The following is a 14,869-nucleotide window of genomic DNA, read 5'->3' as shown; positions in this document are numbered from 1 at the left end:
CTCCTTGATCAAAAGAGAATGTTCAGGCGAACCCGGCCGCGGTAGTAATCGTCCCACAGGTCGCTCTCCACGCGTTCCACCTTGGCCTGGACGTTGAGCTTCTTGCTCAGGTAGGTGGTGGCGTCAACCCACAGCCGGCTGCTGGTGGTTTCGTCGTCCTGCTCCTCGAGGCGCCGCTCGATCACGTCGACGTGGGCACCGAGGCCGGCCTGGAAGGAGGGGCAGAACAGGTAGGAAGCGTATGCCTTGAAGCCGTAGAGGTCCTGGCTGTCGCCGGCGTCGCGCAGGGTGCCGATCAGGTAACCGGAGAAACGCTCGGTGCGGATCTTCTCGATGCCGGCCTCGTAGACGTTGGCGTCGTCGAAGTCCTGGTAGATCTCGCGGGTGTACAGGGCGAAGGTACGCAGCCCCGGAGCCAGGCTGTAGCCGAGCTCGGCGCTGACTTCCTGGTACTCGTCCACGGCGAACACCGAGTAGATCGAGGTCGAGGAGAACACCGGCAGCGAGTAGAGGTACTCGGTGCGCAGCGACCACTTGGGGTTTCTGAAGTAGCGGGCGCCGGCCAGGAAGTAGCTGACGCTGTCGCTGAGGTAGTCGAACTGGGTCTCGCTGTAGAGGCTGATCACGTTGGCGTAGGTGTAGTCCACGTCCAGGCCGATCAGCTCGTTGGCCAGCTCGCTGTCTTCCCAGCGCTGCAGGTAGGAGACGCCCAGGTCGAGGCTGTCAAAAAAGCGGCCGTAAACCTCGGTGCCGGCGATCAGGTCCTTGGCGTTGTAGCCCTCGTAGTAGCTCACGTCGCCGCCGCCGAACAGCTTGATCCCCAGCGGGCCCAGGTCATGGTAGTCCAGGTGCAGACCGTCCATCAGCGAGGCGCCGGCCGAGGTGGAGATGAACTGGCGGCCGAATTTGGCGTCGAGGCTCTTGAAGAGGTTTTTCTTCTCGATGTAGGCGTAGTAGAGCCGGCTGTCCGCGTCGACCTCGTCGGCCAGGTCGTCGGCCAGGCGTCCGTAGCCGCGGAAATGGTAGCCCTCGGCGCCGAGGTCCTTGACGTTGAGCTGCAGGTACTGGTAGCCGACCAGGGCGGTGTCCTCCTGGGCGTCATCGAACCACTCGAGAACCGTGCTGGCCCGCCCCGAAACCGAGGCCGCCCAGGCGCTGCCCGCCATCAGGGCGCCCAGCAGGCCGATGGCCAGGCCAAGCTTCAATGTCCGACAAATCTTCATGCTGCCTCCTTTTTACTGCTCCCTTGGGATCCCACTGGGGGTCAAAAAATGTGAGGGTCGATTCGCCGGCAGGTGCCTCTCCTGCCGGATTTCGCCTTGAAAGTCAAAGCGTCCGTAAGAACTAGCAACTTTGGTACCAGATTGGGATAAAAATTATTAATAGAGGAAAAGACGGTGGTTTGGGCGCCTGAAACACACCGCCACCACCACCTGGCGGAAGAGGTCCGCCAAATGAAGCAGATCTCCCCGGTTTTATGGCCGAGTCGAAAACTTGACAGTAGGGGATGGGTAGGTGGGTCAGAAATCTGACAGGGGGGCTCGGGAATGATCTCCCGAGGCTTGGACTGCCAGCTTCGGCAGGCAGGGTGCGCTAAAGAGCGCAACGGTGGGGGTTGGGGAACAGGAGGCAGCAAGCCGCCCCTCCCTATGTCGCCCGGGACGCATCAGCCCCTTTCCCGCTCAGGGGGGAGGGGATGCTTTACGTCGCCTGTTTCCGGGGGGCTCACGGGGTTACTGGAGCGCCGAAACCACCTTCTTCAGCGCCGCCTTGCGTTTTTTCAGGGCCTCGCGGTAATCGAGAGCGTCGGTTCCGGAGATCTCCATGCGCAGGTCGGAGATGTCCGCACTGAGCACCTCGAGAAGGATCTGGCGTTCTTCGGCGTTGATGTTGAGTTGGATCATGATTTTGCCTCCTGTTCGGCACCGCGGTTGCGGCGAACCTGTGATTGGCGGTCCCGCCCCCGGTCATCGGCTCATAGGTTGCCGTGGGGGCTTTCGGTGCTGCTGGAGCTCTCTTCGCAGCTCTCCGGTTGCCAGGCCTGGCGTTGCCCGGCCACTTCGACGCGGAACTGGTCCGTGGTGCAGAACAGGACCTTGCCGGTTTCGTGGCTGGCGATGTTCTCAAGATAGACCTCGACGCCGTCCTCGATAGCCTGGCAGCATCTTGCGAATTCCTTGCGATCCATACCTTGCTCCTTTTCGTCAGCGCCACCCTGAGGGTATTACAATTATACGCCAAAAAAGCCAAAAGGGGACCGGCGGTCGTGCCGCCAGGCCCCCCTTTTGCCGGGTCGGAGCGGTGTTTCAGCGGCTGCCCAGCATCCCCTGCAGCACGTGGTGGAGGATGCCTCCCGAACGGAAGTAGGCCACCTCGTTGAGGGTGTCGAGCCGGCAGCGCACTTCCAGCTCCTGGCGGCTGCCGTCCTCGCGGACGAAGGCCATCTTGAGGGTCTGCCCCGGTTTCAGTGGGGCTTTCCGGGCATAAAGCTGGAAGGTTTCGCTGCCGTCGAGGGCGAGGCTCCTGCGGCTCTGGCCGGGGAGAAACTGCAGCGGCAGGACGCCCATGCCGACCAGGTTGGAGCGGTGGATGCGCTCGAAGCTCTCGGCGAGCACCGCCCGCACCCCGAGCAGCAGGGTCCCCTTGGCGGCCCAGTCGCGACTCGAACCGGTGCCGTATTCCTTGCCGGCGATCACCACCAGCGGCGTCCCCTGGGCCTGGTAGGCCATCGCCGCGTCGTAGATCGACATCTGGTTGCCTTCGGGAAGCAGCCGGGTGAAGCCCCCCTCGCGGTCGGCCATCTCGTTTTTCAGGCGGATGTTGGCGAAGGTGCCGCGCATCATCACCTCGTGGTTGCCGCGGCGCGAGCCGTAGGAGTTGAAATCGGCCGGGCCGATCCCCTTCTCCTGCAGGTATTTGCCGGCGGGGCTGTCGGGGCGGATGCTGCCGGCGGGCGAGATGTGGTCGGTGGTGATCGAGTCGCCGAGCAGTGCCAGGACGCGGGCCCCCTCGAACCCTTCCAGGCCGTCCGGGGCTTGCCTGAGCTCATCGAAGAAGGGGGGCGCCTTGACGTAGGTGGAGGCCGCGTCCCAGGCGTAGGTCTTGCCCTCCGGCACCGGCAGCTGCTGCCAGGTGTCGTCGCCGCTGAAGACCTCGGCGTACTCCTTGCGGAACATTTCCGCCGAAACCTGGGCGGTCAGCCGGGCGATCTCCGCGCTGTCTGGCCAGATGTCCTTCAGGTAGACCGGCCGGCCGTCGCGGTCGTTGCCCAGGGGTGTGCTGCTCAGGTCGATGCGGGTGGTGCCGGCCAGGGCGAAGGCGACCACCAGCGGCGGCGAGGCGAGCCAGCTGGCCTTGACCTGGGGGTGGATGCGCCCCTCGAAGTTGCGGTTGCCCGACAAGACAGCCGAGACGGTCAGGTCGCCCTCGCGCACCGCCGTGGCGATGGGCTCGTCGAGGGGGCCGGAGTTGCCGATGCAGGTGGTGCAGCCGTAGCCGACCAGGTTGAAGCCGAGGGCGTCGAGGGGCTCCTGCAGGCCGGCCTTGACCAGATAGTCGGTGACCACCTTGGAGCCCGGCGCCAGCGAGCTTTTCACCCAGGGCTTGCGGGCGAGCCCCTTTTCCAGGGCCTTTTTCGCCACCAGCCCGGCCGCCAGCATGACCGCCGGGTTGGAGGTGTTGGTGCAGGAGGTGATGGCGGCGATGACCACCGCGCCGTGCCCCAGGGAATAGTCGGTGCCGGTGACGGGCACCTGCCGGGAGGCATCTTCGGGAAGGACCGTCTCCAGCGCCTTGGGCAGCCCGGGCAGGGTCACCCGGTCCTGGGGGCGCCGGGGGCCGGCCAGGCTCGGCTCAACGGCGGCCAGGTTGAGTTCGAGCAGGTCGGTGAAGAGCGGCTCGGGGGTGCCGGCCTCGCGCCACATCCCCTGCTCCCTGGCGTAGGCCTCCACCAGCGCCGTGACCTGTGGGTCGCGGCCGCTGAGCTGCAGGTAGGCGATGGTTTCGCGGTCGATGGGGAAAAAGCCGCAGGTGGCGCCGTACTCGGGGGCCATGTTGGCGATGGTGGCCCGGTCGGCCAGGGGCAGGTGGTCGAGGCCCGGACCGCAGAACTCGACGAACTTGCCGACCACCCCTTTTTTGCGCAGCATCTCGGTGACCGTCAGCACCAGGTCGGTGGCGGTGACCCCCTCGCGCAGCTTCCCCTTCAGGCGAAAGCCGATGACCTCGGGGATCAGCATGGAGATCGGCTGGCCGAGCATGGCGGCCTCGGCCTCGATCCCCCCCACCCCCCAGCCGAGCACCCCCAGGCCGTTGATCATGGTGGTGTGGCTGTCGGTGCCGACCAGGGTGTCGGGGTAGGCGAGGTGCTTGCCGTCGACCTGCTCGCTCCAGACCGAGCGGGCCAGGTACTCCAGGTTGACCTGGTGGCAGATGCCGGTGCCCGGCGGCACCACCCGGAAGTTGCCGAAGGCGGTCTGCCCCCAGCGCAAAAAGGCGTAGCGCTCGCGGTTGCGCTCCATCTCCAGCTCGACGTTGGCGGCGAAGGCCTCGGGGCTGGCGTAGCGGTCGACCTGCACCGAGTGGTCGATGACCAGGTCCACCGGGATCAGCGGGTTGACCCGCTCGGGGTCGCCGCCGGTGCGGGCCACCGCGTCGCGCATGGAAGCCAGATCGACCACCGCCGGCACCCCGGTGAAATCCTGCATCAGCACCCGCGCCGGGCGGTAGGCGATCTCCCGCTCCGAGCTGCGGCTCTGCAGCCATTCGCCCAGGGCGGAAATGTCCTCCACCGTGACCACCTGGCCGTCCTCGAATCGCAGCAGGTTCTCCAGCAGGATCTTCAGGGTAAAGGGGAGTCGGCTCAGGTCCCCGAGTTTTTCCTGCGCGGCGGCGAGACTGAAATAGTCGTAGGATGTTCCCCCGGCCTGCAGCGAGCGGCGGGTTTTCAGGGAATCTTTTCCCGGAATGCTCATGATCGGTCCTCCTGGAAGTAGCTGGAATGTTTGGATGCAGATCCAGAAGACAAGTATAGTCGATATGGCGGCCGATGCCAGTCTCCCCTGGCGGCGGTCACCTCGAACGTGGCGGATTTGCGCGGCGGCGGTATTCTGTTAATGATTGTAGAGTGAGCGCCAGCGCCAAGCGGAGAGCCCGTCGATGCCTGTTGAGCTAGCACCAGCCGATGCCTTCGTGGTGGGGGCAGGCCCCAACGGCCTGGCCGCCGCCATCGAACTGGCGCGCGCCGGGAAGTCGGTGACCCTGCTCGAGGGGCAGGCGCAGATCGGCGGCGGCGCGCGCTCGGCGCCGCTGACCCTGCCCGGTTTCCTCCACGACGTCTGCTCGGCCATCTACCCGGTGGGGGCGGGCTCGCCCTTTTTCGCCTCTCTGCCCCTCGCCGAGCTGGGTCTGCAGTGGATCCAGCCCCCCGCCCCCCTGGCCCACCCCTTCGAGGACGGCGAGGTGGTGCTGCTGGAGCGCTCCCTGGCAAAGACCGCCAGACTGCTCGGCGAGGACGCCGAGGCCTACCTCCGGCTGATGGAGCCGCTGGTGGCGTCCTGGCAGCCGCTGCTGGAGGACCTCCTGGCGCCGCCGCGCATCCCCCGCCACCCGCTGCTGCTGGCCCGCTTCGCCGGCGACGCCCTGCTCTCGCTGCGCAGCCTGGCCCGCCGGCGGTTTCGCGGCCGGGCCGCCCCGGCGCTGCTCGCCGGGCTGGCCGCCCACTCCTTTTTGCCCCTCGAGCAGGCCGCCTCGGCGGCGGTCGGCCTGGTGCTGGGGCTGCTCGGCCACGCGGTGGGCTGGCCGCTGCCCCGCGGCGGCGCCGGCCGGGTTTCCGAGGCGCTCGCCGCGCACCTGCGCGATCTGGGGGGGCGGATCGAAACCTCCCTGCCGGTGGCCTCCCTCGACCAGCTCCCCCGGTCGCGGGCGGTGCTGCTCGACGTCACCCCCCGGCAGCTGCTGGCCCTGGCCGGGGAGCGGCTCGGCGGGCTCTACCGGCGGCGCCTGGAGCGCTATCGCTACGGCCCCGGGGTGTTCAAGGTCGACTGGGCCCTCGCCGGGCCGATCCCCTGGCGGGCCGCCGCATGCGCCCGCGCGGCCACCGTGCACCTGGGCGGCACCCTGGAGGAGATCGCCGCCGCCGAGGCCGAGGTGTGGCAGGGGCGCCACCCGCAGAGGCCCTTCGTGCTGCTGGCCCAGCCGAGCCTCTTCGATCCATCCCGGGCCCCGGCGGGCCGGCACACCGGCTGGGCCTACTGCCACGTCCCCAACGGCTCGACCGTGGACATGACGGCGGCCATCGAGGCCCAGGTGGAACGCTTCGCTCCGGGCTTCGGCGAGCTGATCCTGGCGCGCAGTACCCGCAGCGCCGCCGCCTACCAGGAGTACAACCCCAACTGCATCGGCGGCGACATCAACGGCGGGGTCCAGGACCTGGGGCAGATCCTCGGCCGCCCGCTGCTGCAGTGGAACCCCTACGCCACCGCCATCCCCGGAGTGTTTCTCTGCTCCTCCTCCACCCCTCCCGGCGGCGGGGTGCACGGCATGTGCGGCTACCACGCCGCCCGGGCTGCGCTTGAATACCTGAAGTAAATCCAGTCGGATGCCCCCTTGGTAGGGGCGAACCTGCGTGTTCGCCCGGGGCAGACACGCAGGTCTGCCCCTACGGATGAAACGATTGGCGACGGGGCCGGAAAGGGACCAGGAGGTCTGCCGGAATCCTCATTCCCCCAGCCTGCGCAAAACCTCCCGGAAGCCCCGATCCTCCAGGGAGAGCGGCGGCAGAAATTCCCCCACCAGCTCCCGCCGCCACCAGCAGCCGCTCTGGCGCCGCTCGGCGCGGGTGGTGAAACGGTAGAGGTAGTAACGGGCGCGCAGGAAGCGGGGCGGGGCCTCGGGGAAGGGGTTGGCCCGCAGCAGGGCGAGGGTGGCGGCGTCCCCCTGCAGCAGCCGGGCCACCAGCATGATCAGCCAGCGCGGATATTCAAACTGGCGCGAGGGCATGGCGGCGAACCACATCAGCCAGTCGAGCCGCAGGTGGTAGGGGGCGAACTGGGGCGGCAGGCGGCGCGGGTCGCCGGGCTTGCCGCGAAACTCGTAGGGGCGCCAGGGGGCCGTTTCGTCGGGGATGGGCGCGTCGGTCCCCTCGAAAACGATCTCGTAGCGCGGCCGGGTGATGCTGCCGAAGGCCCCGTAGGAGTTCACCAGGTGCCAGGGTTCGTAGCTGGTGTTCATCAGCTGGTGCTTGGCGAGCAGGTTGCGCGCCGGCCGGTAGCTGAGCGCGGCCACCAGGGCCACCACCATCCACACCAGGACGAGGTGGGGCGGCGCCGGGGGCGAGAGCGCCGGTGCCTGGAGGGGGAGCAGCAGGCCGAGCTGGGCGTCGCTGAAGGTGCTGAAGGCCAGCACCAGGGTCAGGTGGTTGAGCCAGGAGAAGTTGCCGCTGACGATCAGCGCCCCCTGGAAGAGGATGGTGAGGACCCCGGCGCCGGCGGCGAAGGGCTGGGGGGCGAAGTAGGCGAAGGGGACGATCACCTCCACCAGGTGGTTGAACAGCACCCCCGCCCGGTGTACCCAGGACGGCAGGTGGTGAAAGTGCCAGCTCAGCGGGTTGGGCATGGGCTGGGTTTCGAAATGGTAGTCGAGGCAGCTCAGGTCGCGCCAGCAGGCGTCGCCGCGCAGTTTGATCAGCCCGGCTCCGAACATGACCCGGAACAGCACCCAGCGGTACAGCCAGATGAGCGCCTCCGGGGGCTCGGTGCCGGCGGCGCCGAGAAAGATCGCCAGAAACCCGCTCTCCAGCAGCAGCGATTCCCAGCCGAAGCCGTAAAAGGTCTGGCCGACGTTGACGAAGGAGAGATAGAGCAGCCAGAGCAGCGCCCAGACCGTCATCGAGAATGGGGTGCCGAAGCTCTCGGAAAAGCCGCTGACCGCCAGCAGGGAGAGCCCCACCCCCGCCCAGGCGCAGGCCGCGAAGGCGCGGTCGCTGGCCATCCAGTGGAAGAGGCTGGGCGCATCGCGGAAGCGCAGCCCGCGCAGGTAGCGCGGCGCCGGGAGCAGGCCGCGTTCGCCGAGCAGGGGGCGGAACTGGTTTGCCGCCACCAGAAAGGCGCTCAGGTAGATGGCCCCCAGCCCCCGCTGCAGCAGCCAGCGGGTCAGCCAGTATTCAGCGCTGCTTTCCATGGAAAAACGCCTCGCTTGGCGCTTGTGGCCGGTGGCTGGAGCAGCAGCCCAGCCGCCGGGCGGCCCGTCTCAGGGGACAGGGGGGAGTGTCGCCTGCTGCGCCCAGATCTCCAGGGCCCGGCGGTAATCCTCCGGCGTGTCCATATCGAGCACCACCCCGGCATCGTCCACCTCGAGGGTGCGGACCCGCTGCGGGTCGCGGCGCACCAGGTGGCGCAGGGTGGGGGCCTGGGCCAGCTCCTCGAGGATCTGGCGGGGAAACAGGGTCGGGTGCCCCTTTTTCCCCGCGCAGGTGGGGATGGAGATGAACCCGGGATGGGCCCGGTGAAAAGCGAGCAGCCGGCTGACCGTCGCCGGGCGCACCAGGGGGTGGTCGGTCAGGCAGACCAGCACGCCCTGCGCCGCCGGGTCCAGGGCGCCGAGCCCGCAGCGTACCGAACCCGCCATGTCGCTGTCCGGATCGGGGTTGCGCACCAGGGTGACGGTGACGGGCTGTCCGGCCAGGGCTTGGGTTATTTGCTCGGCGGCGTGGCCGAGGACCACGACGATCTCCTCGAGGCCCGAGCCGTGCAGGGATTCCAGACAGCGCTCGATGACGCTGCGCTCACCGAGCGGCAGCAGCGGCTTGCAGCGGCCCATCCGCTGCGAGCGCCCCGCGGCCAGCAGGATCGCCGAAACCGGTTGCGGCATGATTTCTTCTCCATTGCACGAGCTGGGCGACCACGCTCACCGCGATCTCCTCCGGGGTTTCGGCGCCGATCTCCAGCCCGACGGGGGTGACGATGCGGCCGAAGGCTTCGGCGGGCAGCCCCTGCTCCTCCAGGAAGCTGCGCAGGGCGGCCTTTTTCTTGCGGCTGCCCAGCAGGCCGATGTAGCGGGCCGGGGTTCCCAGGGCGTCGCGCACCACCGCGAAATCGTCCTGGTGGTTGCGGGTGGCGACCAGGATGTAGGTCTCGCCGTCCACCGGCACCCGCTGAAAGACCTCGCCGGCCGGGCAGACCAGGTCGGCGGAGTCGAAGCCGAGATTGCGGTAGGCCGAGCCCTGGGGATAGGGGTCGACCAGGGTGGCCTGGAACCCGGCCTGGCGGGCGGCGCGGCTGAGGCTCTGGCCGACATGCCCGGCGCCCACCGTCACCAGGTGGGGCGGCAGGCGCAGCGGCTCGATGTAGACCAGCACCCGGCCGCCGCAGACCATCCCCTGCTCTTCGGTCAGGGAGAAGGGGAGGGTGCGCGGGGAACCGCTCTGCAGCACTTCCCGGGCGGCGGCGAGGGTCTCCGCCTCGATCCTGCCGCCCCCCACGGTGCCGAGCACGGCGCCCTCGGCGGTCACCAGCATCTTGGCCCCAGCCCGGCGCGGCGCCGACCCCTCGCTCTGCACCACCAGGGCGAGGGCCGCCGCCTGGCGCGCCTTTTTCAGGCGGATGATTTCCTCGAAAATCTGCAGATCGTCCATTGCTATGACTCCTAAAAGACCGTGAGGGGTGAGGGGTTGGGACCGCAGATAACCCCCAATGCCCTTCACCTGTTACGCCTCACGCCTCACGCATTACGATTTACGCGTCACGGTTTTTCCCGCTTCCTTGACCCGTTCGACGGTCATCGGCAGGCGGCGCAGCCGCGTGCCGGTGGCGGCGAACACCGCGTTGGCCACCGCCGCGGCGATCGGTGGCACCCCCGGCTCGCCGACGCCGGTCGGCGGCTCCTGGCTGGGGACGATGTGCACCTCGATCTCCGGGGTCTCATCCAGGCGCAGGATCGGGTAGTCGTGGAAGTTGCTCTGCTGCACCCGCCCGTTGTGCAGGGTAATCTCGCCCAGCAGGGCGGCGCTGAGACCGAAGACGATGCCGCTCTCCATCTGCGCCTTGACCGTGTCGGGGTTGACCACCCGGCCGCAGTCGACGGCGCAGACCACCCGGTGGACCCGGATCTGCCCTTTGGCGTCGACGGAGACCTCGGCTACCTGGGCGACGAAACTGCCGAAGGAGGCGTGCATCGCCAGTCCCCACCCCCGCCCCTCGGCGCTCGGCTTGCCCCAGCCGGCCTTCTCCGCGGCCAGCTCCAGCACCCCCTTGTGGCGCGGGTGCCCGGCCAGCAGTTCGCGGCGAAACTGCAGCGGATCGCGGCCGGCCGCCGCGGCCAGCTCATCGATAAAGCCCTCGACCACGAAGCCGGTGTGGGAATGGCCCACCGAGCGCCACCACTGCACCGGTACCGGGTTGGTCGGGCTGTGCAGGTCGACCTGCAGGTTGGGGATGGCGTAGGGGAGGTCGGCCGCCCCCTCCACCGAGGCGCCGTCGATGCCGTTGTGGATCATCGCCTGCTCGAAGGCGGTGCCGGCGATGATCGACTGGCCGACGATGCGGTGGCTCCAGGCGACGGGTTTGCCTTCGCCGTCCAGCCCCCCGGCGAGTTTACTGTACCAGAGCGGCCGGTAGTGGCCGCCGCGGGTGTCGTCCTCGCGGGTCCAGACCACCTTGACCGGCTTCTTGAGCTCTTTGGCCACCTGGACCGCTTCGCTGACGAAATCCGAATGGGGATTGGCCCGCCGGCCGAACCCGCCGCCGAGCAGCATGGTGTGGATGGTCACCTGCTCGGGTTTGAGCCCGGCAGCGAGGGCCGCGGCGTTGCGGTCGCCGCTCTGGAACTGGGTGCCGGTCCAGATCTCGCAGCGCTCCGGCCCCAACTCGACCACGCAGTTGAGCGGCTCCATGGTGGCGTGGGCGAGGTAGGGAACCTCGTAGACCGCCTCGATCTTTTTCGCCGCGGCGGCCAGAGCCGTCTCCGGATCGCCGTCGCGGCGGGCCACCGCCCCCGGGGTCTTGGCCAGCTCCGCGTACTGCTTCAGCAGGCTCTCGCTGGAGAGCTTGCCCCCGTCGCCTTCATCCCATTCGAGCTCCAGCGCCTCGCGCCCCTGGAGCGCCGACCAGAAATCCCTGGCTGCAACCACCACCCCGGTCGGCACCCGGGCCACCACCTGCACGCCGGGGACGGCGCGGGCCTTCTGGTCGCGGAGGTTTTTCAGCTTGGCGCCGAACACCGGGGGGCGGGCGACCACCGCCACCAGCATGTCGGGGATGGTCACGTCGAGGCCGAAGCGGGCCGAGCCGTCGAGCTTGGCGGGGGTGTCGAGGCGCGGCATGGAGCGGCCGATGATCTTGAAACGTTTCGGGTCCTTGAGCTGCATCCGGGTCGGGACCGGAAGCCTGGCGGCCCTGGCGGACAGGGCGCCGAAGCCGATCTCGCGGCCGCTGGCCAGGTGGCGGACCTTGCCGTTCTCGGCCCGGCAGGCCGGCGGAGCGACCTCCCAGAGGTCTGCCGCGGCCTGGATCAGCATCTCGCGGGCCGCGGCGCCGACCGTGCGCAGCTGTTCCCAGGAGGAGGAGACGCTGGTGCTGCCCCCGGTCACCTGGACACCGAACACCGTGTGGTTGTAGACCGGTGCGACCGGCGCCGGCTCGATGCGGATCTGGTTCCAGTCGCATTCGAGCTCCTCGGCGATCAGCATCGGCATCGAGGTGTAGACCCCCTGGCCCATTTCCGCCTTGGCGACGATGATGGTGACGGTACCGTCCTCGGCGATGCGCAGCCAGGCGTTGGGGTCGAGGGGCGGCGGGGGCTCGGCGGCCGCGGCGATGGTGGCGCCGCGCGTCGGGACGTAGAATCCCAGGATCAGGCCGCCCCCCACGGCGGCGCTCGCCTTGAGAAAGTTCCGGCGCCGGGTGTCGACGGATTGGTTCATGACTCGCTCCTTTCCGGGGTCATCCGCGCCGCCCGGTGAATGGCCCGGCGGATGCGCGGATAAGTCCCGCAGCGGCACAGGTTGCCCGACATCGCGGCGTCGATCTGGGCATCGTCGGGTTCGGGAGTTTCGCCCAGCAGGGCGGCGGCCGCCATGATCTGCCCCGGCTGACAATAGCCGCACTGGGGGACCTCCTCCTCGGTCCAGGCCAGGCGCAGCCGCTCGCCCAGCCCCTCCTTGAGCCCTTCGACGGTGACGACCTTCTTGCCGGCCACCTCGCTGACCGGGGTGACGCAGGAGCGGGTCGCCTTGCCGTCCACCAGCACCGTGCAGGCCCCGCACAGCGACAGGCCGCAGCCGTACTTGGTGCCGGTAATTTTCAACTGCTCGCGGATGACCCACAGCAGCGGGACATCCGGGGCCACCTCCAGCTGGTGGTCCTTGCCGTTGACGTTGAGCATGATCATGGGGCCTCCTTATGGATTCGACATCTGGGGCTGGGGGGACAGCAGAAAGTGCAGGATCGCGCCGAGGCCTCCGTGTCGACCGGGATAGACACGGCCACCGCACGGCGGCGCCAGGTGTTCGCAACAGAGAACAGCCTACTGCAGAAAAGCGGGATTGCAAGGTGTTGGGAGCAGGGTGCCGGGGAGTAAGGGCGGGGGCGGTTCAGAGCAGCGGGAGCCAGTAGTCGGCCCCCGCCGCGCCGCCCGGGCCGAATGGCTCGAGAGCCTCCAGAAGCGGGGCCAGGGCCCAGGCCAGGGCGAACTTGGGGAAGTAGACGCCGCGCATGCAGCGGCGGTTGTGAGCCAGGGTGGGATAGGCGGCGCAGATATCGGGCTTGATCTGGTGGATGGCGCACCCCTGGGTATCGGGGCCGGTGGCAATCAGAAAGGGGCAGCGCTCCAGGCGCCGCTTGGTCTTGGGGTCGACCCAGATCCAGCCGAGCCGGTTGGTCATTTCCAGCAGGTCCGGTCTTCCCGCCTGGCGCCAGCGCTCCAGGTCGGCCCGGGAGGCATGCAGGTGGCCGCCGAAGGTTTCGCAGCATTTTCCGCAGGCGCGGCAACTCGATTTGCTGTGGTCGATCTTTAATCCGGTTTTGTGCAGCCACTGAACCAGAGCTTCGATCATACGCACCTCCAATGATTGCGGGTGGGTAGTTTGTCGAGTCAGCTCGTGGTCACGACCAAACGACTTGGAAATAATCTTCTATCTTGTGGTCGAGACCTGGTTCAACCGTATAAAAAAAATATACAATCGTCAATCCATAGGCAAAAAAATTTCAAATAATCTAATTGACCCACCAAAGAAGGCTCATTTATTACCACGAAGGACACGAAGTTCACGAAGAAACCCAGGGGAAAAGGGTTTTTACTTCGTGGCCTTCGTGTCCTTCGTTGTGAATCGGGGTTTTATTTATTCCTCCTCCAGGTCCTGCTCGGAATCATCCCACCTTGGGGCTCGGGAACACATCGCCACCAGGGCGATTGCCAGGAAACCGCCGAAATAGAGGACGGCGAGGGCGGCCCAGATCATGTTCGCCGCTGCTCCCAGCCGCCGCCGAGGGCCTTGATCAGCAGCACGCTGGACTGCAGCCGCTGGCCGAGGACCTGCACGGCGCCGCGTTCGGCCTGCAGCGCGGTGCGCTGGCTGTCGACCACTTCCAGGTAGCTGACCAGGCCGGCCCGGTAGCGCTTGCCGGAGATCTCCGCCGCCTCCCGGGCGGCAATCACCGAACGCTCCAGGGCCTCGGCCTGCGCGGCGAGAATGCGCAGCCCGGCCAAGGCATCCTCGGTTTCGGCGAAGGCGACCAGCACCTGCTGGCGGTAGCGGGCCACCGCCTCCTCGTAGGCGGCCCGGGCCCGCTCGAGGTTGGCGCTGTTGCGCCCGGCCTCGAAGATCGGCAGGGAAACCGCCGGGCCCAGGGCCCAGGTGCGGTTGTCCCAGTCGAACAGGCCGGAGGCCTCGCTGCTGGCGAAGCCGGCGCTGCCGGTCAGGCTGACCGCGGGGAAGAAGGCGGTTTTGGCCACCCCGATGCGGGAGTTGGCGGCGGCCATCTGCCGCTCGGCGGCGGCGACGTCGGGGCGGCGCTCGAGCAGGCTCGAGGGGAGTCCTGCGGCCACCGCCGGCGGCGCCAACTCCAGCGGGGCCGGGGCCAGGGTGAAGCTCGAGGCCGGCTGGCCGACGAGCACCGCCAGGGCGTGCTCCAACTCGGCGCGGCGCTTTTCCAGCCCCACCGCCTCGGCCTGGGTGGAGGCCAGCTCGGTGCGGGCCCGGGCGACGTCGAGCTGGCCGATCTGGCCGTTGCGGAACAGGCTCTCGACCAGTTCGAGGTTCTCCCGGCGCAGCTCCACGGTGGCCTGCAGCAGGTCGATCTCGCTGTCCAGCGAGCGCAGGGCGAAATAATTGCGGGCCACTTCGGCCTGCAGCACCAGCAGCAGGTTGCGGTAGTCGGCCTCGCTGGCGGCGGCATCGGCCCGGGAGGCCTCCACAGCCCGGCGTACCCGGCCCCAGAGGTCGATTTCGTAGCCCAGGTCGAGGGGGAGGGAGAAGCTGTAGTCGGTGCTGGCGGCGCCGCTGAAGGAAAAATCAGCGGGGGTGCGCGAACGGCCCGCCGCGGCGTTCAGGTCGACCCTGGGCAGGCGGTCGGCCTGGTCGATGCGGGCGACGGCCCGCGCCTGGGTGACCCGGGCGAAGGCCGCCGCCAGGTCCTGGTTGGCCGCGGCGGCCTGCTCCTCGAGGTTGTTGAGCAGCGGGTCGCCGTAGATCTCCCACCAGGCGCCGCGGGGGGCCTGGTCGCCGGGAGCCGCCTCTTTCCAGGGGGCGTTCTCCTTGTAGGCCAGGGGGATTGCCAGCTCCGGCCGGGCGTAGTCGGGGCCGAGGGTGCAGCCGGCGATGAGGGCCGCGGCAATTGCCAGAATAGGTAGCCATTGACGAGAATTTTTCATTCTA

The 14,869-nt window shown here is 68.3% G+C and carries 12 protein-coding genes; 1 reads left to right on the top strand and 11 read right to left on the bottom strand.

The genetic code is table 11. From position 1 onward, the window contains the following. Window positions 1-8 precede the first annotated feature (8 nt). The 4 genes from DESUT3_RS19460 to acnA all read right to left on the bottom strand — a co-directional run bounded on the left by DESUT3_RS19460 (window position 9) and on the right by acnA (window position 4,973). Window positions 9-1,223 carry a hypothetical protein gene (locus DESUT3_RS19460; RefSeq protein WP_221250154.1) on the bottom strand — a complete coding sequence of 405 codons (1,215 nt, stop codon included), beginning with the start codon at window positions 1,221-1,223 and terminating at the stop codon, window positions 9-11. A 510-nt stretch (window positions 1,224-1,733) separates the two neighbouring features. Beyond that, complete coding sequence (locus DESUT3_RS19455) at window positions 1,734-1,904, bottom strand: hypothetical protein (RefSeq protein WP_221250153.1); 171 nt, start codon at window positions 1,902-1,904, stop codon at window positions 1,734-1,736. A 71-nt stretch (window positions 1,905-1,975) separates the two neighbouring features. Next, window positions 1,976-2,188, bottom strand: a complete 213-nt coding sequence (locus DESUT3_RS19450; protein ID WP_221250152.1) for a hypothetical protein — start codon at window positions 2,186-2,188, stop codon at window positions 1,976-1,978. A gap of 118 nt (window positions 2,189-2,306) precedes the next feature. Beyond that, window positions 2,307-4,973 (bottom strand): aconitate hydratase AcnA, encoded by a 2,667-nt coding sequence (acnA, locus tag DESUT3_RS19445; RefSeq protein ID WP_221250151.1) that lies wholly within the window; start codon window positions 4,971-4,973, stop codon window positions 2,307-2,309. Window positions 4,974-5,157: 184 nt separating this feature from the next. On the opposite strand from acnA, the gene DESUT3_RS19440 reads away from it, so the two are divergent. Beyond that, complete coding sequence (locus DESUT3_RS19440) at window positions 5,158-6,588, top strand: phytoene desaturase family protein (RefSeq protein WP_221250150.1); 1,431 nt, start codon at window positions 5,158-5,160, stop codon at window positions 6,586-6,588. Window positions 6,589-6,717: 129 nt separating this feature from the next. Here DESUT3_RS19440 and DESUT3_RS19435 read toward each other — a convergent pair whose 3' ends face one another. The 7 genes from DESUT3_RS19435 to DESUT3_RS19405 all read right to left on the bottom strand — a co-directional run bounded on the left by DESUT3_RS19435 (window position 6,718) and on the right by DESUT3_RS19405 (window position 14,865). Continuing rightward, a complete protein-coding gene (locus DESUT3_RS19435; protein WP_221250149.1) occupies window positions 6,718-8,178 on the bottom strand; it encodes a lipase maturation factor family protein in 1,461 nt (486 codons plus the stop codon). Between the two features lie 69 nt (window positions 8,179-8,247). Then, entirely contained in the window at window positions 8,248-8,868 is a 621-nt protein-coding gene (locus tag DESUT3_RS19430; RefSeq protein ID WP_221250148.1) for a nucleotidyltransferase family protein, read from the bottom strand. After that, on the bottom strand, window positions 8,783-9,631 hold the full coding sequence (locus DESUT3_RS19425; protein WP_221250147.1) for an XdhC family protein: 849 nt from the start codon (window positions 9,629-9,631) through the stop codon (window positions 8,783-8,785). Before DESUT3_RS19425 ends, DESUT3_RS19430 begins: the two co-directional genes overlap by 86 nt. Before the next feature lie 93 nt (window positions 9,632-9,724). Continuing rightward, window positions 9,725-11,917 carry a xanthine dehydrogenase family protein molybdopterin-binding subunit gene (locus DESUT3_RS19420; protein ID WP_221250146.1) on the bottom strand — a complete coding sequence of 731 codons (2,193 nt, stop codon included), beginning with the start codon at window positions 11,915-11,917 and terminating at the stop codon, window positions 9,725-9,727. Beyond that, window positions 11,914-12,384 carry a (2Fe-2S)-binding protein gene (locus tag DESUT3_RS19415; RefSeq protein WP_221250145.1) on the bottom strand — a complete coding sequence of 157 codons (471 nt, stop codon included), beginning with the start codon at window positions 12,382-12,384 and terminating at the stop codon, window positions 11,914-11,916. The genes DESUT3_RS19420 and DESUT3_RS19415 overlap by 4 nt, the downstream gene beginning before the upstream one ends. 202 nt (window positions 12,385-12,586) lie before the next feature. Continuing rightward, complete coding sequence (locus DESUT3_RS19410) at window positions 12,587-13,048, bottom strand: YkgJ family cysteine cluster protein (RefSeq protein ID WP_221250144.1); 462 nt, start codon at window positions 13,046-13,048, stop codon at window positions 12,587-12,589. A 401-nt stretch (window positions 13,049-13,449) separates the two neighbouring features. After that, window positions 13,450-14,865 carry an efflux transporter outer membrane subunit gene (locus DESUT3_RS19405; protein ID WP_221250143.1) on the bottom strand — a complete coding sequence of 472 codons (1,416 nt, stop codon included), beginning with the start codon at window positions 14,863-14,865 and terminating at the stop codon, window positions 13,450-13,452. Between the last annotated feature and the right edge of the window lie 4 nt (window positions 14,866-14,869).

Origin of the sequence: Desulfuromonas versatilis (assembly GCF_019704135.1) — a bacterium.
In the GTDB taxonomy this organism is placed as follows: Bacteria; Desulfobacterota; Desulfuromonadia; order Desulfuromonadales; family NIT-T3; genus Desulfuromonas_A; species Desulfuromonas_A versatilis.
This window is presented reverse-complemented; position numbering and strand designations above follow the sequence as displayed.

Excerpts from the sequence above, each read along its gene's own strand:
- DESUT3_RS19460 (WP_221250154.1), bottom strand. The coding sequence starts at position 1,223 with ATGAAGATTTGTCGGACATTGAAGCTTGGCCTGGCCATCGGCCTGCTG.
- DESUT3_RS19455 (WP_221250153.1), bottom strand. The coding sequence starts at position 1,904 with ATGATCCAACTCAACATCAACGCCGAAGAACGCCAGATCCTTCTCGAG.
- DESUT3_RS19450 (WP_221250152.1), bottom strand. The coding sequence starts at position 2,188 with ATGGATCGCAAGGAATTCGCAAGATGCTGCCAGGCTATCGAGGACGGC.
- acnA (WP_221250151.1), bottom strand. The coding sequence starts at position 4,973 with ATGAGCATTCCGGGAAAAGATTCCCTGAAAACCCGCCGCTCGCTGCAG.
- DESUT3_RS19440 (WP_221250150.1), top strand. The coding sequence starts at position 5,158 with ATGCCTGTTGAGCTAGCACCAGCCGATGCCTTCGTGGTGGGGGCAGGC.
- DESUT3_RS19435 (WP_221250149.1), bottom strand. The coding sequence starts at position 8,178 with ATGGAAAGCAGCGCTGAATACTGGCTGACCCGCTGGCTGCTGCAGCGG.
- DESUT3_RS19430 (WP_221250148.1), bottom strand. The coding sequence starts at position 8,868 with ATGCCGCAACCGGTTTCGGCGATCCTGCTGGCCGCGGGGCGCTCGCAG.
- DESUT3_RS19425 (WP_221250147.1), bottom strand. The coding sequence starts at position 9,631 with ATGGACGATCTGCAGATTTTCGAGGAAATCATCCGCCTGAAAAAGGCG.
- DESUT3_RS19420 (WP_221250146.1), bottom strand. The coding sequence starts at position 11,917 with ATGAACCAATCCGTCGACACCCGGCGCCGGAACTTTCTCAAGGCGAGC.
- DESUT3_RS19415 (WP_221250145.1), bottom strand. The coding sequence starts at position 12,384 with ATGATCATGCTCAACGTCAACGGCAAGGACCACCAGCTGGAGGTGGCC.
- DESUT3_RS19410 (WP_221250144.1), bottom strand. The coding sequence starts at position 13,048 with ATGATCGAAGCTCTGGTTCAGTGGCTGCACAAAACCGGATTAAAGATC.
- DESUT3_RS19405 (WP_221250143.1), bottom strand. The coding sequence starts at position 14,865 with ATGAAAAATTCTCGTCAATGGCTACCTATTCTGGCAATTGCCGCGGCC.